The organism is Gloeocapsa sp. PCC 7428 (assembly GCF_000317555.1).
GTDB lineage: Bacteria > Cyanobacteriota > Cyanobacteriia > Cyanobacteriales > Chroococcidiopsidaceae > Chroogloeocystis.
The window spans coordinates 423,983-443,655 of record NC_019745.1; the positions used below are offsets into that span (position 1 = coordinate 423,983).

The 19,673-nt window shown below is 43.9% G+C and carries 17 protein-coding genes and 1 pseudogene; 9 read left to right on the forward strand and 9 right to left on the reverse strand.

Going from position 1 to position 19,673, the window contains the following annotated elements:
- Positions 1–41: 41 nt before the first annotated feature.
- The 3 genes and pseudogenes from GLO7428_RS01880 to GLO7428_RS01895 form a co-directional block, all read right to left on the reverse strand.
- Positions 42–1,205, reverse strand: a complete 1,164-nt coding sequence (locus tag GLO7428_RS01880; RefSeq protein WP_015186857.1) for an NDP-sugar synthase — start codon at positions 1,203–1,205, stop codon at positions 42–44.
- A gap of 41 nt (positions 1,206–1,246) precedes the next feature.
- Positions 1,247–2,307 (reverse strand): annotated as a pseudogene (locus tag GLO7428_RS27175) (IS630 family transposase).
- Between the two features lie 277 nt (positions 2,308–2,584).
- On the reverse strand, positions 2,585–3,388 hold the full coding sequence (locus GLO7428_RS01895; protein WP_015186860.1) for a segregation/condensation protein A: 804 nt from the start codon (positions 3,386–3,388) through the stop codon (positions 2,585–2,587).
- 325 nt (positions 3,389–3,713) lie between these two features.
- On the opposite strand from GLO7428_RS01895, the gene pdxH reads away from it, so the two are divergent.
- Entirely contained in the window at positions 3,714–4,358 is a 645-nt protein-coding gene (gene pdxH, locus GLO7428_RS01900; RefSeq protein WP_015186861.1) for a pyridoxamine 5'-phosphate oxidase, read from the forward strand.
- Positions 4,359–4,424: 66 nt separating this feature from the next.
- Here the strand turns inward: pdxH and GLO7428_RS01905 are convergent, their stop codons facing one another.
- Both GLO7428_RS01905 and GLO7428_RS01910 read right to left on the reverse strand, forming a co-directional pair.
- A complete protein-coding gene (locus GLO7428_RS01905; RefSeq protein ID WP_015186862.1) occupies positions 4,425–5,261 on the reverse strand; it encodes a DUF3153 domain-containing protein in 837 nt (278 codons plus the stop codon).
- Between the two features lie 16 nt (positions 5,262–5,277).
- Positions 5,278–5,799 carry a tetratricopeptide repeat protein gene (locus tag GLO7428_RS01910; protein WP_015186863.1) on the reverse strand — a complete coding sequence of 174 codons (522 nt, stop codon included), beginning with the start codon at positions 5,797–5,799 and terminating at the stop codon, positions 5,278–5,280.
- Positions 5,800–5,985: 186 nt separating this feature from the next.
- Between GLO7428_RS01910 and gap the strand changes: the two genes are divergently transcribed.
- The 4 genes from gap to GLO7428_RS01930 all read left to right on the forward strand — a co-directional run bounded on the left by gap (position 5,986) and on the right by GLO7428_RS01930 (position 11,090).
- Positions 5,986–6,984 (forward strand): type I glyceraldehyde-3-phosphate dehydrogenase, encoded by a 999-nt coding sequence (gene gap, locus GLO7428_RS01915; protein ID WP_015186864.1) that lies wholly within the window; start codon positions 5,986–5,988, stop codon positions 6,982–6,984.
- A 93-nt stretch (positions 6,985–7,077) separates the two neighbouring features.
- Positions 7,078–9,510, forward strand: coding sequence for a phosphoenolpyruvate synthase (ppsA, locus tag GLO7428_RS01920; RefSeq protein WP_015186865.1), 2,433 nt, complete (start codon positions 7,078–7,080; stop codon positions 9,508–9,510).
- A gap of 51 nt (positions 9,511–9,561) precedes the next feature.
- The gene (locus GLO7428_RS01925) at positions 9,562–10,302 is read left to right on the forward strand and encodes a thioesterase II family protein (RefSeq protein ID WP_015186866.1); all 741 of its coding nucleotides are present in this window, start codon (positions 9,562–9,564) and stop codon (positions 10,300–10,302) included.
- A gap of 26 nt (positions 10,303–10,328) precedes the next feature.
- Positions 10,329–11,090, forward strand: a complete 762-nt coding sequence (locus GLO7428_RS01930; RefSeq protein WP_015186867.1) for a 4'-phosphopantetheinyl transferase superfamily protein — start codon at positions 10,329–10,331, stop codon at positions 11,088–11,090.
- Positions 11,091–11,185: 95 nt separating this feature from the next.
- On the opposite strand, the gene GLO7428_RS01935 is transcribed toward GLO7428_RS01930, so the two are convergent.
- Positions 11,186–11,986 carry a TetR/AcrR family transcriptional regulator gene (locus GLO7428_RS01935; protein ID WP_015186868.1) on the reverse strand — a complete coding sequence of 267 codons (801 nt, stop codon included), beginning with the start codon at positions 11,984–11,986 and terminating at the stop codon, positions 11,186–11,188.
- A 53-nt stretch (positions 11,987–12,039) separates the two neighbouring features.
- Here GLO7428_RS01935 and GLO7428_RS01940 point away from each other — a divergent pair, with 53 nt between their 5' ends.
- Positions 12,040–13,038, forward strand: a complete 999-nt coding sequence (locus tag GLO7428_RS01940) for a Rieske 2Fe-2S domain-containing protein (protein ID WP_015186869.1) — start codon at positions 12,040–12,042, stop codon at positions 13,036–13,038.
- A gap of 147 nt (positions 13,039–13,185) precedes the next feature.
- Here the strand turns inward: GLO7428_RS01940 and GLO7428_RS01945 are convergent, their stop codons facing one another.
- Positions 13,186–13,620 (reverse strand): thioesterase family protein, encoded by a 435-nt coding sequence (locus tag GLO7428_RS01945; protein WP_015186870.1) that lies wholly within the window; start codon positions 13,618–13,620, stop codon positions 13,186–13,188.
- Between the two features lie 100 nt (positions 13,621–13,720).
- On the opposite strand from GLO7428_RS01945, the gene GLO7428_RS01950 reads away from it, so the two are divergent.
- Together GLO7428_RS01950 and GLO7428_RS01960 are read left to right on the forward strand one after the other, a co-directional pair.
- Positions 13,721–14,329, forward strand: coding sequence for a TetR/AcrR family transcriptional regulator (locus GLO7428_RS01950; protein ID WP_015186871.1), 609 nt, complete (start codon positions 13,721–13,723; stop codon positions 14,327–14,329).
- 403 nt (positions 14,330–14,732) lie between these two features.
- A complete protein-coding gene (locus GLO7428_RS01960; RefSeq protein ID WP_041918485.1) occupies positions 14,733–14,930 on the forward strand; it encodes a hypothetical protein in 198 nt (65 codons plus the stop codon).
- A 23-nt stretch (positions 14,931–14,953) separates the two neighbouring features.
- On the opposite strand, the gene GLO7428_RS01965 is transcribed toward GLO7428_RS01960, so the two are convergent.
- Both GLO7428_RS01965 and GLO7428_RS01970 read right to left on the reverse strand, forming a co-directional pair.
- Positions 14,954–17,035 carry an acylase gene (locus tag GLO7428_RS01965; RefSeq protein ID WP_015186874.1) on the reverse strand — a complete coding sequence of 694 codons (2,082 nt, stop codon included), beginning with the start codon at positions 17,033–17,035 and terminating at the stop codon, positions 14,954–14,956.
- 27 nt (positions 17,036–17,062) lie between these two features.
- Positions 17,063–17,884, reverse strand: a complete 822-nt coding sequence (locus GLO7428_RS01970) for an ABC transporter ATP-binding protein (protein WP_015186875.1) — start codon at positions 17,882–17,884, stop codon at positions 17,063–17,065.
- Positions 17,885–18,206: 322 nt separating this feature from the next.
- Here GLO7428_RS01970 and GLO7428_RS01975 point away from each other — a divergent pair, with 322 nt between their 5' ends.
- Positions 18,207–19,670 (forward strand): dolichyl-phosphate-mannose--protein mannosyltransferase, encoded by a 1,464-nt coding sequence (locus tag GLO7428_RS01975; RefSeq protein ID WP_015186876.1) that lies wholly within the window; start codon positions 18,207–18,209, stop codon positions 19,668–19,670.
- The last annotated feature ends 3 nt before the right edge of the window (positions 19,671–19,673 follow it).

A 19,673-nucleotide genomic window follows, 5' to 3' on the forward strand; every position in this document is an offset into this window, starting at 1 on the left:
TCAAAACTCACCACTCATCACCCGTCCCGCGCCCCTAGCTTTTAGTTGCCGTTTCCCAGCAATTCAACGATCGCGCGGTGTTCTAATGGCGGTTGTGAGGGTTGGGGATGGCGGGCGTCAGTAATTAGCCAATCGAGTGCAGCGGCTTGCACATCAATCGTCGCTCCGTTTTTATCGACGCAATAACGTCCAAACACTAACTTGTCAACCAAGCGGACTCCAGGTCCGAGACGCGAGTAATCAAAAATGACACTGTTATCGACCGTAGCGCCGCTGCAAATCCAGCAATTTGGACCAATCATCGCTGGACCAATAATCTTTGCGCCATCTTCAATACGCGTCATTCCGCCGATATAAACGGGACCTGTAATATCAACTTTATCCCAGTTCACCGCCACATTTAACCCAGTGTAAATCCCTGGAGCCACCTCCTGACCTGGAATCTCCACATTTTTAATTTCTCGCGAGAGGACACCGCGAATCGCGTGCCAATAGTCAGGGACTTTACCGATATCGACCCATTGAAAGTCCATCACTAATCCATAAAATGGCGCGCCGATTTCTACAAGTTTCGGGAATAATTGACTACCAATGTCGTATTGCTGACCGGAAGGAATGTAATCTAAAACTTCCGGTTCAAAAATGTAGATCCCCGTGCTGATATTGGTACTCAACGCTTCTTCAACCGCAGGCTTTTCTTGGAAAGCTTTGACGCGTCCTGCGTCATCGGTAACAACGATACCGTAACTGGAAACTTCCTCACGAGGAACCGATCGCATAATGACCGTCGCGATCGCACCTTTTGCTTTATGCCATTTCACTGCGGCGGTAAGATCCAAGTCAATCAACGCATCACCGCACAGCACGACAAACGTATCATCAAAAAATGGGGAAAAGTCTTGGATGCGCCGCATTCCTCCAGCAGATCCAATCGCTTCTCCCACTAATTCACCGTCTTCAATGCGCCCTTCAAACGAATACGCAATCTGGACGCCAAAACGCTGTCCGTCACGAAAGTAACTTTCAATTTCGCTGGCTAGGTGGCTGACGTTGACCATGATTTGGTCAAATCCGTGCTGGCGTAGCAATTCCAAAAGAAACTCCATCACTGGTTTTTGCAGGATGGGAATCATTGGTTTAGGAATTGTGTAAGTAATTGGACGTACGCGAGTTCCTTTACCAGCCGCCAAAATCATGGCTTTCATAAATAGTTGCTCCTCAACCTTATATTTTTATACCTAAGTAGCTAGGCGGAATTAAACCGAAAACGCTCAAGCGTATATCCTCCTGCTTGACTTCGTGTTTCCATGCCTTTGATCACTGCCATTGCTAAATCGTACTCATCTTCAAACATCTGCCCTGCGATCTCATGCGTTTTGAGTTGATGCCACTGGTCTTCAATCCGATTCATTTGAGCACTATAGGGCGGTAGAAAGAACAGCAATAAACCTTCCTCTTGCCAGCGTTGCCAATGTTGTCGCACGATGTCGCGCTTGTGAATGGGGCAGTTATCCTGCACCACAACCGTTAAGCGTCCAGTCTCCGCCAACGACAGGGCTGCTTTTTGGGCAATCCAGTTCATCACTGTGAGATAACTCTCACCATTAAACCCACCTTGGACCAGCGCATACTCAAAGGTGTTGTCCGGTTGCCATAGTCCCAAAATGCTGATGCGATTGCCACGGGTCGGCACTTGGTCCAACTGTTTTTGACTCCCAACTCGACTGTAACTGTAGCTGACGGGGCTGTACAAACAGAACCCTGCTTCATCCAGGTACTTCAGGTCGATCTGCCCCTCTTGTGCTGCCAACTCTAGCGTGTCGAGGTCGGCTTGCTTGCGCCCTTGGTACACTGGGTCTGGATTACGCTGCTGTCGGTGGCGGGTGCGCTTCCAGTAAAACCCCTTTTTTGCAGAATCCGGCGTATCCGGTCTGCACTCAGTTTTACCCCTCGCTCTTGCTCCAACAGGGCGGATAATTGGGCACTGTTGTAGGTGCGTTGGTCTTGGTCTAATCGGTTTTCTAGATACAAAAGGTCTGCCTCACCCCACCGCCGTTTCATCCCCCGTCCAGGGCTATCCCATAATCCCCCCAAGCCACCCTTCTGCCACCGCTTGAGGGTTTCTCGCACGGTCTGCTCCCGACATTGGAAGATCTCGGCAATTGCTGGGACGTTCCACCCTTGGGCATTCAGTCGCACCATATGAGCACGGTCTTTGATGTGCTGTGCTACCCTGGGTGCAACTCGTAATTCTTGCAGAGTGCGGTCTGATTCCTCGCTGAGAACGATACGTAAAGGGGCGGGCATTGGTTCAAGCAAGATACAGGTTTTATTGTCTCTCCTATCTTACGTTTAATCTCGCCTGCCTACTTAAGTTAACGGATTGATACCTAATAATCGCTTAAATTTGAATATTTAGTCATCATTGAAACCACTGACAGCTATAAGTAGAAACTAGAGGCAAGGGAAAGAGTGGTGAGTGGTTAGTGAGTAGTGATGAGTTTTGAGTTATTTAAAACACTATTCTTCCTCTGCACCTCTGCTTCTTTAACTCCCCAACCTCCGACCCCTGACCTCTGACCCCTTATATTGCAGTAATTGTCCGAATTTTGATTTCTTGATAAAACTCATCTTGAGATAATTCTACTTTTGACTGCGCTGATAGAAGTAATAACGCCCAGAAAACACTAACGCGTTCTTGGACGGGTGCATGACTTGAAGTTTCAAGTGTATGGGAACACTTCGTCTGAGTCCACAACTCTACCAATTGATCTAGATTTAGCCATCGCTGTTCCTGCGGTTGAGTATTGTACGTGCAAGAATTTAAAAATTGTTCGATTTCTCCTGCGACCTCAGTGAGATTTTCCTGATGCGCTAACTCCAACGCCTGACGCAATTGTGTACGCGATGTCGAGGAGAACTTACGCGTCCGCGTGCTTGATGATACTTGTTGCGAAAGTTGCAATTGATTTGCCATTAATTGCAGCTGAGCAATGAGTTCTTGCAAAGTCACTCGGCGCTTTGGTGGTGGTAAAGCTGCTGGACGGCGGCGTAGTTGCTGTTCTAGGGGTAAACGTACTCGCGTGTAGGTATCGTTGGCATCTAAGAGAAAATCATCTTCAACGGGCTGTAGTTCAGCTTGTTGAGATTCTAGCTCAACTAAGGTGTTAGCTTTGAATAACACAAGCATTGACGCAGATAAGAAGGCTTGCCCTGATTGTGATAAGTTTTTTTCAGAGGCGGTTTGTGTTGTCTCATCAATTGCAAAAACGACACTCAAGTAGCGATCAATGACGTCAATTACTTGAACATCCCAGGGATCAATTTCTCCTTTTTCGGCAAGCTCAATCAAGTGTGTAATTTTTGCTAGTAGTTGCGCAGCGTCCATGGGTAGAGAGATCAGAGGTTAGGGGTCAGAGGTCAGAGAGAAATAGTGATTCCAAAGGCTGTGTTCTCAATACGTTGTTGAGGAGAATTGTAGGGAAGAGTGACGTTTTAGACAACGCATGAAAAATCTGAAAGTTCACTAAGGGTTAAGTACTCAAAAGTAACGAAATGCGATCGCCACACCGTAGCATACAAAATGCCCGCGCGATCGCACTTAGTACTCGAAATTTACAGATAAATATATCAGGGTTCTCTAGTTGTGGCTCGGTAAATTATCTTAACCCGTTTTAAAATCCAAATTAGGGTACAAGTAACGATCGAGCAATATGAATACCAGCGTAGCGGATCTTCGTAAAGACTATACTTTGCAAGGCTTTCAAGAAAAAGACGCCGATCCCAATCCGTTTAAACAGTTTCAAACGTGGTTTGACCAAGCATTAGCCGCCGAGTTACCTGAACCCAACGCGATGACTTTAGCAACTGCTACCCCTGATGGGCGACCTTCGGCGCGGATGGTTCTATTAAAAGACTTCGACGAACGCGGTTTTGTCTTTTTCACAAACTACCACAGTCACAAAGGACAAGAACTCGCAGCAAATCCACAAGCTGCTCTCGTCTTTTGGTGGGCGGAACTCGAACGTCAAGTACGCATCGAAGGGCGCGTAGAAAAAGCATCTGATGTGGAATCTGAAGCATATTTTCACAGTCGCCCATTAAATAGTCGTTTGGGGGCTTGGGCGTCAGATCAAAGTCAAGTTGTCGCTAGCCGCGAAGCTTTAGAACAGCGCTTGCAGGAACTCAAAAATAAGTATGAACATGAGGAAGTCCCGCGACCACCCCACTGGGGAGGATATCGTGTCATTCCCAGTGTGATTGAATTTTGGCAAGGACGCCCTAGCCGGCTCCACGATCGCCTCAACTATCGTCGTCAGGAAGATGGAAGTTGGCTAATTGAACGCTTGTCACCCTAAATTAGGGGTGAGGAGTGAGGGAAAGAGTGGCTAGAGAAATTTATATTAGTTTTCTCGCCAAGCTTTTTAGGTTGTTTTAGTTTCAGGAGTTAAATTTTGTGCTATTTGAGTTGTGGGATCGGGCATGAAATGGTAGCGTAAGTAAATTCCTGAAGCGACAAATAGGATGATAATGAAACTACCTATTCCTAGGGGGTTGGGTAGCCAGAAAATAGCTTCGAGGTGATTCAGTTCGCCTGGAAGCAGTCGCCATACGAGTTGTTTTCCGACAATTTCAGGCTGTAAGGCGTTTGCGTCGGTTTCGACGTTTCTTGCCCCCCAAGGAGTATTTAAGCGAAACTCTAAGTCAAGAATCTCAGTAGGGTTAACGAGGACGTTACCGTTCGTCGAGATCAAGGAAAGCGATCGCAAATCTAATTCATAAACTAAGCGATTGCGGAGTAAGAAAATAAAGTTATTTTGATTGAGGTTCAGTTGCGACTTAACGACAGGCAATTCGGATGATTGTGCAACGACAGCAGTATTTGTTTTAGCAGTTGGATGAAAGAATTCATTGAACTTGGATTCGAGTTCTGCACCGTTATTAAAAGGAATCGTGACGGTGAGTTCTTCATTAGAAATGCGCTTGACTTTGCCATCGAGTTTCCGCGTGCGACGCTCGATGCTATTTAACCATTCTGTCGCTGAATCGCCGCTAAAAGTCATGAGGCGATCGCCTAACTTAATATGCTGGATAATTTCGCCATGATTGGGGCTATCAAAGTTTATACCAGCTTGATACTGCACGCACCCTGAAAGCAGCAGCGATGACAACAGAATAATCCACAATAGCCGCCATCGCGCTAGAAATCGAAGAAAAGTACGCAAAATGCGAGTTTTATGCATTGTCAAAATCGCAGACATTTAACCTCCTATCGATTCAAATCGACCAAATCAACCCAGCAAGCGTTAACGCGATCGCAATGAGTGCTACCCAAATAAACCGATTATCTTTTGTATTGACTTTACTCGGATCGATCGGTTCAGGAATTACGGGTGTTGGCGATGGGCGTTTTTTACTCACCGTACCACTACCTAATCGCGTTTGACTTTCATTATCGGGTAACGCGCCCAAGTCAGGAATTTGTGTTAACCATTCTTGAGGGCGTTTGAGTTGCGGTGCTTGTAATATGTAAAGTAATCGCCGCGCTTGTTTACTTGTTTCTGGATGCGGATGGCGCTTGAGTTGTTCGCACAGTGCTACGGCTTCCTTTTGCTGTCCGGCGGCTTCATACGCTGTGACTAGCCATATTTGAATTTCTCCTCCTAAGCGAGTATTTCGGGCGATAAGGGCGCTGGCTTTTTCTAGATGTTGTACTGCTTCACGGTACTTTCCCCGTTCAAACGCGGCTTTTCCCGCTTGATACTCGGTTTTCGCGATCGCTTGTGGTTCAGAAGTCACTTTTCCTATTACAATACCTTCTTTCTTGATATTGCCACTTTCATCGGATTTTGGATTGAACAAGTTCTATGCTAATTGCCAAAGCACGGATGAAGCTTTCTTAGCCGTGTTCTAAGCTACGGCATCTTCTGAATTTAGTTGTTACCACTTAACTAATAAAAAAGTGCTTTAAATCAAGAGGTCATCATGAAACGAGTTGCAATTAATGGATTTGGACGAATTGGACGTGCGTTTTTACGTATTGCTTATGGCAAGCCAGATTTGGAAGTTGTCGCAATTAATGATATTGTCTTGAAACCCGACTTAGCGGCGTATTTACTGCAATACGACTCAGTGTATCGGCAGTTTCCGGCAGAAGTGGACTATGACGATACGGGTTTGATAATTGACGGGAAAAAAATTGAACTTGTCGCGGAAAAAGACCCAGTGGCGCTTCCGTGGAAGCAGATGGATATCGATGTTGTGATCGAATCTACAGGAATTTTCCGCAGTGCAGATAAAGCTGGATTGCATCTAGAAGCTGGATGTAAAAAAGTCATTATCAGTGCGCCAGCGAAGGGTTCATCTGTACCCACGTTTGTGTATGGCGTGAATCATGAAAGTTACGATCGCGATCGCGATTCTGTGATTTCTGCGGCTTCTTGTACGACTAACTGTCTTGCACCGATCGCCAAAATTTTGCATGATGAATTTGGCATTGAGAAGGCGTTGATGACAACAGTTCACGCCTATACTGCCGATCAGCGATTAGTCGATACCGGACATCCTGCGGAGTGGACGCGGGGACGTGGTGCAGCCCAAAATATTGTACCAACAACAACCGGCGCAGCGACAGCAGTGGCTTTAGTGTTACCCGAACTCAAAGGAAAACTTGATGGAATGGCGTTGCGCGTACCGACTCCCACAGGTTCAGTAACAGACTTGAATGCAGTGTTACAAAAATCGGTATCTGTAGAAGAAGTGAATGACGCTTTACGCAAGTATGCAACAAATGGAATGCGCGAGATCCTCAAAGTCAGTGAAGTTCCTTTAGTTTCTTCTGATTGCGTCGGCGATCCGCATTCAGCAATTGTTAATCTTTCTTCTACGAGTGTTCTCGGCGATAACTTTGTTAAGGTGCTTGCTTACTATGATAACGAGTGGGGATATGCAAATCGTTTAGTAGATTTAGCAAGTTACATTTAAGGCAGGGTAATAGGTAATGGGTAATGAGTAGAGAACAACAATTACCTATTACCAGTTACAAAATTATTGATATTATCAGTAAAAAAAAGATTTATGGTAAGAGTAGCTGAAGAACATTTCCCTTCTTCGCAAGCGCGATCGCTGATCCTTTGGTTCGATCAAGTTGGTATTGCGGATATCCCTTTGGTAGGTGGTAAAAATGCCTCGTTGGGAGAGATGATTCAACAGCTAACATCACAAGGTGTCAATGTTCCTAATGGGTTTGCTACAACAGCGACAGCGTATCGCTACTTTATTCAAGCAGCAGAGTTAGAAGCACAACTGCGATCGCTATTTTCTGGTCTTGATGTTGCTGATGTTAACCATTTACGCCACGTTGGTAAACAAGCGCGATCGCTGATTTTAAATACGCCGTTTCCTGAAGATTTGCAACAAGCAATTACAGATGCTTATCAAGTTATGTGCGATCGCTACGGCGCTGATACGGATGTTGCAGTACGTTCGAGTGCGACTGCTGAAGATTTACCTGATGCCAGTTTTGCGGGACAACAGGAAACTTATCTCAATATTAGCGGTATTTCTAGAGTTTTAGAAGCCTGCCATCGTTGCTTTGCTTCCTTATTTACCGATCGCGCGATTTCCTATCGACAAATTAAGGGATTCAATCATTTTGATGTAGCGCTTTCTGTCGGCGTCCAAAAAATGGTACGTTCCGATTTAGCAACTTCTGGGGTGATGTTTTCGATTGACACTGAAACGGGTTTTCCAGATGCTGCGTTAATTACAGCCGCCTATGGATTAGGTGAAAATGTTGTTCAAGGTGCAGTCAATCCCGACGAATACTACGTGTTTAAACCAACTTTAAAAGCTGGATTTCGCCCAATTTTAGATAAAAGATTGGGAAGTAAAGAATTAAAGATGGTGTATGACGACGGTTCTAAACTCACCAAAAATATCAAAGTATCCGCTGAAGAAAAAAATCAATTTGCGCTAAATGACGCAGAAATTTTACAACTTGCACGGTGGGCGTGTTTAATTGAAGACCATTATTCGCAAGTTCACGGTAAACACACACCAATGGATATTGAATGGGCAAAAGATGGTATTACGCAAGAATTGTTTATTGTCCAAGCACGTCCTGAAACGGTGCAGTCACAAAAAAGCACCAATATACTACGTAACTATGAGTTTACCACCGAAGTAGAGGCACAACCATTAGTTATCGGGCGCGCGGTGGGAAGTGCGATCGCCCAAGGGAAAGCTCATGTCATCACCGATGCGAGTAAAATCGATCAATTCCTTCCAGGAGAAGTTTTAGTTACCGATCGCACCGATCCTGACTGGGAACCGATTATGAAAAAAGCCAGCGCGATGATTACTAATCAAGGCGGGCGAACGTGCCATGCAGCAATTATTGCACGCGAGTTGGGAATTCCGGCGATCGTTGGTTGTGGTAATGCGACAACGGTATTGCAAACAAATCAAGACATCACAATTTCTTGCGCAGAAGGTGAAGAAGGAAAAGTCTACGCAGGATTATTACCCTTTGAAGTCAAAGAAATTCCTTTAGAAAATTTACCGCGTACGCGCACGCAAATTTTAATGAACGTGGGTAATCCGCAAGAAGCATTTCGCCTCGCTGCGATTCCGAATGATGGAGTAGGATTAGCGCGATTTGAGTTTATTATTGCTAATCATATCCAAGTTCACCCGCTAGCTTTATTAAACTACGGCAAGTTAGACCAATTTGTTAAAGCAAAAATAGCCGAATTAACAGCATTATACGACGATAAACCACAATACTTTGTTGATAAATTAGCACAAGGTGTTGGCAGAATTGCTGCGGCTTTTTATCCTAAACCTGTGATTGTGCGAATGTCTGATTTTAAGAGTAATGAATATGCAAATCTTTTAGGTGGAAAACAATTTGAACCTGATGAAGAAAACCCGATGTTAGGGTGGCGGGGTGCAGCCAGATACTACGATGAAGGATATCGTGATGGTTTCGCTTTGGAGTGTCAAGCAATTCTGCGGGTACGCGAAGAAATGGGTTTAACAAATATTATCCCAATGATTCCTTTTTGTCGCACTCCTGATGAAGGGCGAATGGTACTCGCCGAAATGGCAAAAAATGGCTTGAAGCAAGGTGAAAATGGCTTGCAAGTTTACGTGATGTGCGAGTTGCCTAATAATGTAATTATGGCAGAGGAATTTGCCGAAGTATTTGATGGATTCTCGATTGGTTCTAACGATTTAACGCAGTTGACTTTAGGAATTGATCGCGATTCTGCACTTGTCGCCAGATTATTTGACGAACGCAGCGAAGGAGTTAAACGGATGGTAAAAATAGCGATCGCTGCTGCAAAAAAACACAATCGTAAAATTGGTATTTGCGGACAAGCACCTAGTGACTATCCTGAATTTGCTCAGTTTTTAGTTGAACAAGGTATTGATACAATTAGTCTTAATCCTGATTCGGTTTTGAAAACAATGTTAATGGTAGCAGAAGCGGAAGAAAATAACTAATTAAATATAAATTCATATTGTAGAATGCCAAATTCTACAATTTCTCTATAAATGGCTAACTTCGTTACCTATCTCTCATCCAATCCCCTAGCCGATATGCGGCTATTTTGCTTTCCTTATGCTGGAGGAGGAACATTAAGCTTTCGTTCTTGGGGAAAAAACCTACCTGATCTTGAAGTTTGTGCAATTGAACTTCCAGGGCGAGGAAGGCTGATGACACTACCGCCGTTTACACAGTTAGAACCACTAGTTGAAGCGATCGCCGTCAACATTCTACCGCACTTAAATAAGCCTTTTGCATTTTTTGGTCATAGTATGGGAGCGATCGTTAGCTTTGAACTAACGCGCATCTTACGCAAAAATTATGGAATAGAACCCTTACATCTATTTGTTTCTGGTCGTCGCGCCCCGCAAATTTCTTCTGAAGCATCATTTATTCATACTTTACCTGAACCAGAGTTTCTCATTAAACTTCGTCACCTCAATGGTACTCCTGAAGCAGTACTAGCCAATGCCGAATTAATGGAACTACTATCACCAATATTACGTGCAGACTTTGCAGTAGTTGAAACTTATGTCTATACAAAAGAATCGCCGCTAAATTGTCCAATTACAGCGTTTGGCGGATTACAAGATCCAGAAACAAATTTAACTGAACTAGAAGCTTGGCAACAACAAACAATTGCAGCCTTTTCTGTGGAAATGTTTCCTGGCGATCATTTCTTTTTGCATTCTGCTGAAGATCTGCTATTACATAGTATTAAAAAATCTTTGCAGATAGGTAATAGGTAATTGGTAATAGCGAAGTACGATATTGAATGAATACTGCTGAGTTGTGGGTGAATCCACCGTCAAATCTTACTTTATCTGGTAACGAAGTTCACGTGTGGCGTGTGGCTTTAGATGTTGATGCAACGATTGTTTGCAGTCTTTTTAGTACTTTGTGCGCTACAGAACAGCAGCGAGCCGAACGTTTTTATTTACAATTACACCGCGATCGCTTTATTGTTGGTCGTGGAGTACTCCGACAAATTCTCGCAAACTATCTCCAGATTCAACCCAACGAAATTAACTTTAGCTACAACGCCTACGGTAAACCAAGTCTTGTTGTCGCCAATCAAGAACCGTTACGCTTCAACTTATCGCATTCACAGGAACTCGCCTTAATTGCAGTTACGCAAAATTGTGATGTTGGAGTCGATCTTGAATGCATTCGCAATGATTTTCCCTGTCAAGAAATTGCAGCAAGATTCTTTTCACCAACCGAAGTAGCAGTACTGCGATCGCTTCCGCTACATCTACAAACAACTGCGTTTTTCACCTGTTGGACGCGCAAAGAAGCCTTTATCAAAGCGACAGGAAAAGGGTTATCATTACCATTAGACAAATTTGATGTTTCATGCCTTCCAGGAGAACCTGCGAAATTACTCTACACCGCTTGGGATGAATCTGAAGTTCAGCGCTGGACACTGCAAGAAATTATTCCTGATGCTGGATATATGGGGGCGTTAGCTGTAGCAGGAAAAAATTGGCACTTGAACCAGTATCAGTTTTCTTGGTCAGAGAAACGCAACTTGTAATAAACTGCGAAAGTGTTTTTAGTGTTGAATTTTCAAAATACTATACACAATTTACACATCATTTATACTGGTGGCGCTGATGCGTGCGATTGCTGTTACTCATGTGTCTTCAATGCACGCGATCGCATCGAGTTTGTTACAAACTGTTTTCCACACGCCTTACAGATATAGCACTGCTTCCCCCTGCGATACCCGTTTCTAGACAATTGCTGCGATTGACAATGCGGACATTTCATTACTTTCATTACATTCTCTAACCGATTGTCACCCATATACGGTTCTAGATATGACACAAACAACTCCTCAATTTGTTGCGTGAGTTGTTGCCGATGCTGCTGATCTGGGTTGCGAAGTGCTGCCAAAATCACGGCGTTACTACTATGAACACAAACTTCTGCAAGTAAACTGCATTGCGCCTCGTCCAAGGCTGGGTTTCGCTGCTGAAAGAGATGAGTTGCAAAATCAATAGCTTGCTGCGTCATGCTTTCGTCGATCAACTGGAAAATCTCGCGGGAACTGTAAAACTGCACAAATACTACCCGCGACACCGGCTGTTCAAACAGTTCCACGACAGCATTCACAAGCGTGTGGATCATGTGACGTAATGGTAACTGCGTAACTTCCTGCGTGTTGACTTGTGCCCACATTGCTTTGACTCGCTCAATATGCCGTAATTCCATTGCCCGAAAAATGGCAGCTTTATCGGGAAAAAACTGATATAAAGAGCCGATCGCTGTCTTTGCTTTTGCCGCAATCTGATGAGTCGTTGCTGCTGCGTAACCCACTTCATCAAATACCGCCGCTGCCGCATCCAAGATTTTTTCAACCCGTTCTTTACCACGCTGTTGTTTAGGTTGACGGCGCAAACTTCTTGACGAATGCGAGGATTTTGTCATATTCTATAAACACGACGAATTCCTCACAATTTTATATCAAGCGGAGTAACATCATGTCGTCAATGCTTCCTGGCGCACCTTGGTTGTTGGCGCATAAGTCGATGTTGTCAATGCAACCGCGTAAAATATCTTTGTATGGTATTGATTACGTAATGTGGAAGGATGTTGGGGGAAATGTTCATGCATTGCCTAATGCTTGTCCGCATATGGGAGCAATGCTATCAGAAGGATGGTGTGAAATCCAAAGTGATGGCACAAGTGCGATCGTTTGCCCGTTTCATGCTTTGAAATTTGATGCAGAAGGCTGCACAGTTTTACCTGGGCCGAATAAAAAAACGTTACCGCAACTCAATCCTTTATCCCTGATTATTCAAGGCGATTTTATTTGGTCTTATGGCGGATATGAACCAAAAATACCGATTCCCGCTGTCCTCAATGAGATTGCCAAGACCTATGACTTTATTGGGCATACAGCAGATGCGAGTGTTGAAACAGATTTGCTGACCATGCTGCTGATTATGCACGATTACAATCATCAAAATGGGACTCACCGCGATTTGTTTCAAATTACCGAAGTAGAATTTCATCGATTTGTTGATAACGGGCATCATTCCCATGCGTTTTATGATATGCCCACAGCACCTTATAGCTTGATTGAAAAGCTTAAGAAGCCAGATTTATTTTTATTGCCCAGCACGATTAAAGCACACCTAGAAAATCATTTTCCATCCCTTGTTATTTTTCATGGAGAAATGCCACTGGGTAAAGCGGCGCAGTGTCACATTTTTGTACCAGAAGCGGAGAATCGGACGCGAACTTACATTTTGCTGTTTGGTCAAGCTAAAAACCCTGCATTTCAGTTATTTGGCAGCACTTATCTCAAGTTTGGCAAGGTCGTCGTCGATCAAGATACGGATATTCTAGGGAAAATTTATGCAAATACGCCTCAGAAAATCAAACTCAATAATGAAGTAGGTATGGATTGGGTACGGCGTAATTTTGAGAACTTTCCTGATGTTACTGAACCTAATTTTTCAAACTTCAATTACTAGTAGGTTGATTGCAATGACAAACACGCCATTGCTAAATTCCTCAAACCGATTCGGCGCATTGCTTTTTTGTAGAACTAATGATAAAAATCTTGTTTGAGTGTACGAAAGTATACTTTGCTTAAATAGCCCTGACTTCACTCGGAGGGCTTAGTTGAAAGATTGAGCTTCAGTATTTGAGTCTAAATATGGGATAAACCAAGCTCTTTCTTTTAGAGAAAGCCGTCGTGGACGCATAGTTTGCTTGTCAACAAACAAGCCCTTTTGAACGCCCTCAGCTGCAAGTATCTGTTGATTGTTGTAGAAACGGAATTGCATAGTAGCAGAAGCATTGCGCAATTCAGATAGCCAAAGTTCTATTTGAACGCGATCGCCTAAATATAAAGGTGATTTATAGCTAATGTTGGTTTGCACTAAAACTGGTGCAAATCCTTGCTTGAAAATTTCATGAGTTGGCATTCCAACTGCTTCAAGCAGTTTAGTCCGTCCTATCTCCATCCAGTGAATATAAACAGCATTGTTAACGTGACCAATGAAGTCAATTTGGTAAGAGTAAATATCTAAATCAAAGGAAATTTTCTGCATAGTCTACTCTCAATCAACGGAAATCAGGCATTTAATAAGTCACTACTCAGTGACACACTATCATAGTCACCAGTAAGTGACAACCAGGTAACAAACGTTAATGGCTCGTAACAAAGAGGAAACAAAAGCTCGAATTTTGGCAGCAGTCGGCAAGTTATTAGCTGAGTCTGGATTTAAGCAATTGGGAGTAAATGCGATCGCCCGTGAAGCAGGTGTTGATAAAGTTTTGATTTACCGATATTTTGATGGGTTACCGTCTCTACTTCAGTGTTTTGGCAAGGAGGGAGGTTATTGGATTTCACCAAGAGAGCTAATCGGTGATGAATCTACCGTTGATGCCGAGACATTAGCAGACTGGATGACCTATCTATTGCTAGGATTTCTACATGATTTAAAGAGGCGTCCGATTACACAGGAAATTCTCAGATGGGAGTTACTAGAAGGAAACGAACTAACCCGTGAATTAGCGAATGTCCGCGATCAACTAGCCCTAGACAGTTTGAAATTTCTGGAGCAAAAGGGTTCATTTCCGTTAGACAAGGATATTCCTGCAATTAGTGCTGTTTTAGTTGCAGGAGTTGTCTATTTAACACTGCGTACTAAAGTTAGCAATATGTTTATGGGAATAGATTTTGATTCATCCACAGGTTGGAGACGAATTGAAGCAGCGTTGGAGTCAATAATTCAATCGACTATTGAAGAGAACTAATATCGTTTCGGCTTAAAGTCCTACAAATCGACCGCAGAGGGGCAAAGGAGAAATTAATTGTAGTTCTTATTTAGAGAAATGGTATAATACATTAACTTATCTATGACATATAGAGTACTCGCGCAAGAGGTCTATTCGCCTTTTTTTGGTAATCTCATCAGGTAGACCAACTGATAGCTGAAATAGTATAGTTTGGTATAACTAATAGTAAGGAAGATTAATTGATAACAAATGAACAAGCACTGAAGGCTGTATATTTGTGTCAACTACTATCGGATATGTTTCAGCCAATCAATATATTTCGTTATGATCAAAAACTGAAAACTTTGTATATTCAAGCTGGTGTCAATGACGAACTCGCAATAGTAATCTTTGAAAATGGTCAATGGGAATTTGTCTAAATATGGCTAACATTAAAGAAATGACCGCAACTGAACTAAAACAATTCCTCTCTGTTAATAGAAATAATGATGAAGCATTTAACGAAGCCTTAAGTGAGTTGATCAATCGTAGCTCTACAACGCAGCGGTATCCAGCAGATATGACTCCAGAAGAAATAGAACAGGTTATTCGCAAACAAATTGAAAAGAATCGCAAATGATTCGCTTTTTCCTGATATGCTATCTATATTCTAAAAATTTTGCGCTCCTCTAAGTGGGCTTGAATTTCTTGACGCGATCGCCACACTGGACGTAATTGCTTTTGTGCAAACAACGATAATTGATCGCCGTTATGCCGCGAATTGGGTTGCGTTGAATTACCATAACTATTGAGTGTCATTGCTCGAATGGGATTAGAAAATTCAATCGCTGCAACATATGAATCGCCACCAATTGATGTAAAACTGCCGTCTTTTTGAGGTGCAAACCAGACTGTGCGAAACACGCCCAAATCGTCAAAACCACCATTACCAGGTAACTTTTGATTTCTGTACTCTAATTGAAAAACATCTCCCCAGCGGACATTCAATGCACCATACGTCTGTTCTAGTTTGCTAGCCGCCGTTTCTAAAGCTTTAACCGCATTTTGCGGATTCGCTAGCCCATGCGGTGTAGTCAAGGGGGAATCAGCTTGCCAAGGAGTTGCAAACACTTCAGGAAATTTGACTTCTTGCGTCCACGCTGCGAATAATACTGCGCCTTTACTATCTGCTTCCGTTTGCCGATCCCAAGCTTCCAGAACATCCGCCGCCTGACGCGCCAATTCATTACCATACTGACGCGCCACTGCAATCAAATCGGCGATTAGGCGATCGCCCAACTCCATGCGCGTTGAGTGCTTGTATTGCACCATCTCCTCAAACGAAATTTGCGGATCTTCATTCAACATCCGTGCGGATCGCTGCGCCCGAAAATGCATAAATTGCGGTGCCATATATGCGGGGAATTTTGCCGGATCTAACGCTTGCGGAAATGTTGTCGTCCACGGTGGATCGTTTGCGTTTTGTAACCAACCACTTGCAGGATCGACGACTCGTGGTAAGTCTTGGTAAGGATGATACTTTGTCCATAACGTGTTTGAAGTGTCACCAGGAATGACACCCGACCAATATTTGTAATCTCCTTCACGCCGAATCGGAACTTGACCGTTAAATAAGTGCATAATGTGACCTTTACGGTCAGCATACATCACCGTAAACATGGGTAACTGCAAACGTTGCAACGCCGCTTCAAACTGCGCAAGATTTTTCGCCCGCGCCATATCCCACCATTGTTCTAGTACGCCTGGTTGATCCAACCCGACAACGCGTAACGCCACTGATTTACCATTGGGTTTTGATATCACAGGTCCGTGAATTGAACGTCGTACTACGAGGGGTTGCGATCGCACGCTTCCATCAGGTTGTTTCACTCGTAGCGTTAGATTCTCTGTTTCAAACGCCTGCATCTTGCCATCAAAAAGATACCCATCATCTTGAAGTTGCAATTCGTACGCATCCCAACCATCGTGCGTGTTGACAGTATACGTCCACCCCAAATTATTATTGAATGCGATCGCCAGCCCAGGAAACCCGACAAGCGTCGCGCCGTAAATATTCACACCAGGAGCCTGCAACTGTGCTTCGTACCACAAAAATCGATCCGACCACAACAAATGTGGATTTGCAAGTAACATTGCATGACCATTTGCTGAACGCGAAGGTGCGATCGCCCAAGCATTAGAACCCGCTAAAGATCTTGTCTCCACCCCTGAAACTCGCGCCGGATTGACAACAAACGTAAAATACAGCACCCGCTGCAAGTGCGCTAACACATCTTCTGACTTAACGGGTAACACCACTTCAACATCATCATCAATCAAATCGCCGTGTTCCTGCGCATACGTATTAATTCCCGCCGCGAACGCATCAAGATAACCTTGAAAAGTTGGACTTTGTAACTGATACCAACGACGCGCGCGATCGGGTACACCCATCGTCAACACCCAGCGATCCGACGCTAAATAATCTTCTCCCCAATACTCCGCCGCACGTCCCCGCGCTTGTCCATAAAGCCGCAGCAATAAATCTCCATGACTTTGCATCTGCGCCCAACCAAAAGCCTGAAATGCACCCCGCGCATCCTTAGCAAATATATGAGGAACTCCATACGTATCCCAAAGAATCTCTGTCGCGGTTGGCAAAATTGCCCTACCATACCCGCCAACCAGCAACACAAAAATCAACGCTAAGAACGCCAGCCTAAACCGCCACAACCTCCCTTGCATAAATCTCTTTGCGCCTATGTGGTTCGTTTAAGCGATCGCACCTCTTACCCTGCGACTCAATGGAATACACATCGGCGTTCCCGCAACCGGATCGATAATAATCCGCGAATCCAAACCAAACACCTCACGCACGACTTCCTCTGTCATAACCTCTTTAGGACTTCCGTGCGCGTAAATCCCTCCCTCTTTCAGCGCCACCAAATAATCTGCATACCGACAAGCTTGATTCAAATCGTGCAGCACCATCACCAAAGTTCTACCCTGCGTATGATTCAACTCCTGCAACAAATCTAACACCTCAATTTGGTGCGCCAAGTCTAAAAAAGTCGTCGGTTCATCCAACAGCAAAATTTCCGTATCTTGTGCTAGCGCCATTGCAATCCAGGCGCGTTGTCGTTGTCCACCCGACAGCGTATCAAGTTCGCGTTCAGCAAATTCATTCATTCCCGTGATACTTAGTGCCAATTCTACCAACCGCTCATCTTCTGGCGACCACTGCTGCAACCAACTTTGATAAGGATACCGCCCGCAAGCCACTAAATCTCGTACAGTTAAGCCCTCGGGCGCAACGGGTGATTGCGAGAGAATACCCAATTGCTTGGCAACCTCTTTGGTAGATAACTTAAACACATCCGCTGCATCGAGATAGACAGCCCCTGATTTTGGTTTGAGTAATCTTGCTAAGCCCCGTAAGAGTGTCGATTTACCACACCCATTCGCACCTACTAACGCGGTCATTTTTCCTTTGGGTATTGCCAAATCCAAGTTTTTAATAATTGTTGCTTTGTCATAAGCAAGCGTCAGGCGGCGAGTAGCGAGTCGATTTGATGAGGAAGCTTTTGAAGTCATTTTTTGCAGTTTTGCATCAACAAAGCGTTGTAGTAGTAAAGATAACCAACTACAAACAATTATCAAGTTCGTGCGTTAATCAGTCACAATATTTGTCACTTCAACGATACAGACCCTATGTTTTTTCTGTACCATTGTCATGCAAGATAATCTCTATGAATTACTTTATACTTATTGCAAGTCATTATCAAGTTTTTTGGCAAGGCGATCGCGCAACTGGTGATATCTGCGATAAGCTCTACTAAATTCACAAATTTTCAGTACTATAAGTAACGCATCCAGGCAAAATATTAAGATGCTGTGAGCTAAAGAGCGTGGTTCTATGTCATTTGCAAAAAAATCTCTCCAGCGATCGCCGTGGTTTTGGCTAGGAATGTTAGCAATATTTCTAGTGTCGCTGGGTCTACGGTTTTGGCAACTAAGTCGGTTTAATACCTTAGTCTTTGATGAAGTTTACTACGCTATTTTCGCCAACAACTATTTGACTCGCACTCCCTTTTTTGATGGACATCCACCTTTAAGCAAATATATTATTGCGATCGGAATGTGGATTGGCAGTCATCTTCCCATTGGACAAGATACCGTGAATAGCCTAACAGGTTCCTTACGGTCTACGTGGAGTTATCGCTGGCTAAACGCGCTTACGGGTTCTTTTATCCCCCTCGTCATCGCTGGAATCGCGTACCAAATAAGCTACAATCGCACCTATGCTTTGATTGCAGCCTTGTTCGCTGCTGCTGATGGCTTGTTTTTAGTCGAGTCACGCTACGCATTAAATAATATTTATCTGGTGCTTTTCGGGCTGTTAGGACAGTTGTGTTTCTTACTTGCCTTACAGCATAAAAGACAACGCCCGATCTGGCTCGCACTTGCCGGAATTGCTTTCGGTGCAACCATATCAGTCAAGTGGAATGGCTTATGGTTTTTATTGGGAGCTTACGCTATTTGGGTAGCAGCATGGTTAAATCGGTTCTTAGCTCGACGTCACAGTTATCACCAGAATGAATATATCCAAACTACGCCTTTAGTTAACCTCCGACAAATTAATCTTTGGCAAGTTGTATTTTATTTAGGTATTATCCCCGTTGCTTTTTATAGCATTCAATGGATTCCTCATTTGTATCTCAACCCATCTCCGAACTTTTGGGAAGTACAGCAAAAAATATTGTCTTACCATCAAAACATTGGTAGCGGTGCGGATGTTCATCCTTACTGTTCTTCTTGGTTCAGTTGGCTGTTCATGATTAGACCCGTAGCCTACTTTTACTACATCGCACAATCAACCACTGCGCCAATATCAATTGTAGGACCACCACTGCCCGCAAGCTACGCCCGTGTGATTTACGACGTTCATGCGATCGGAAATCCCATCTTATGGTGGCTGTCAACAGTGGGAATTGTGACTTTGCTTTGGAGACTAGTCAGACGCTTCATCAGTTGGCTTAGGAACACTAGCAGTCGTTTAGTTTACCGTGCATCGCCTACCGATACTTGGGTGGCGCTGTACCTAGTATTAAACTGGTTAGCGAATTTATTGCCTTGGGTAAGAGTAACCCGCTGTCTCTTTATTTATCACTACATGGGGGCTTCAGTTTTTGCTGGAATGGCGATCGCCTGGTTAGTTACTCGTTGGCTACAAAGTTACTCTTTGCTTTTGCGAGGCATCGCGGTGACAATCATTTTCCTGATTTTGGCAGCATTTATCTTTTGGATGCCAATTTATCTTGGTTTACCCTTAACCCCAGAAAGTTATCGATTGCGGATGTGGCTACCTACGTGGATCTAAGTG

Excerpts from the sequence above, each read along its gene's own strand:
- GLO7428_RS01880 (WP_015186857.1), bottom strand. The coding sequence starts at position 1,205 with ATGAAAGCCATGATTTTGGCGGCTGGTAAAGGAACTCGCGTACGTCCA.
- GLO7428_RS01895 (WP_015186860.1), bottom strand. The coding sequence starts at position 3,388 with ATGGACGCTGCGCAACTACTAGCAAAAATTACACACTTGATTGAGCTT.
- pdxH (WP_015186861.1), top strand. The coding sequence starts at position 3,714 with ATGAATACCAGCGTAGCGGATCTTCGTAAAGACTATACTTTGCAAGGC.
- GLO7428_RS01905 (WP_015186862.1), bottom strand. The coding sequence starts at position 5,261 with ATGTCTGCGATTTTGACAATGCATAAAACTCGCATTTTGCGTACTTTT.
- gap (WP_015186864.1), top strand. The coding sequence starts at position 5,986 with ATGAAACGAGTTGCAATTAATGGATTTGGACGAATTGGACGTGCGTTT.
- ppsA (WP_015186865.1), top strand. The coding sequence starts at position 7,078 with ATGGTAAGAGTAGCTGAAGAACATTTCCCTTCTTCGCAAGCGCGATCG.
- GLO7428_RS01925 (WP_015186866.1), top strand. The coding sequence starts at position 9,562 with ATGGCTAACTTCGTTACCTATCTCTCATCCAATCCCCTAGCCGATATG.
- GLO7428_RS01930 (WP_015186867.1), top strand. The coding sequence starts at position 10,329 with ATGAATACTGCTGAGTTGTGGGTGAATCCACCGTCAAATCTTACTTTA.
- GLO7428_RS01935 (WP_015186868.1), bottom strand. The coding sequence starts at position 11,986 with ATGACAAAATCCTCGCATTCGTCAAGAAGTTTGCGCCGTCAACCTAAA.
- GLO7428_RS01940 (WP_015186869.1), top strand. The coding sequence starts at position 12,040 with ATGTCGTCAATGCTTCCTGGCGCACCTTGGTTGTTGGCGCATAAGTCG.
- GLO7428_RS01945 (WP_015186870.1), bottom strand. The coding sequence starts at position 13,620 with ATGCAGAAAATTTCCTTTGATTTAGATATTTACTCTTACCAAATTGAC.
- GLO7428_RS01950 (WP_015186871.1), top strand. The coding sequence starts at position 13,721 with ATGGCTCGTAACAAAGAGGAAACAAAAGCTCGAATTTTGGCAGCAGTC.
- GLO7428_RS01960 (WP_041918485.1), top strand. The coding sequence starts at position 14,733 with ATGGCTAACATTAAAGAAATGACCGCAACTGAACTAAAACAATTCCTC.
- GLO7428_RS01965 (WP_015186874.1), bottom strand. The coding sequence starts at position 17,035 with ATGCAAGGGAGGTTGTGGCGGTTTAGGCTGGCGTTCTTAGCGTTGATT.
- GLO7428_RS01970 (WP_015186875.1), bottom strand. The coding sequence starts at position 17,884 with ATGACTTCAAAAGCTTCCTCATCAAATCGACTCGCTACTCGCCGCCTG.
- GLO7428_RS01975 (WP_015186876.1), top strand. The coding sequence starts at position 18,207 with ATGTCATTTGCAAAAAAATCTCTCCAGCGATCGCCGTGGTTTTGGCTA.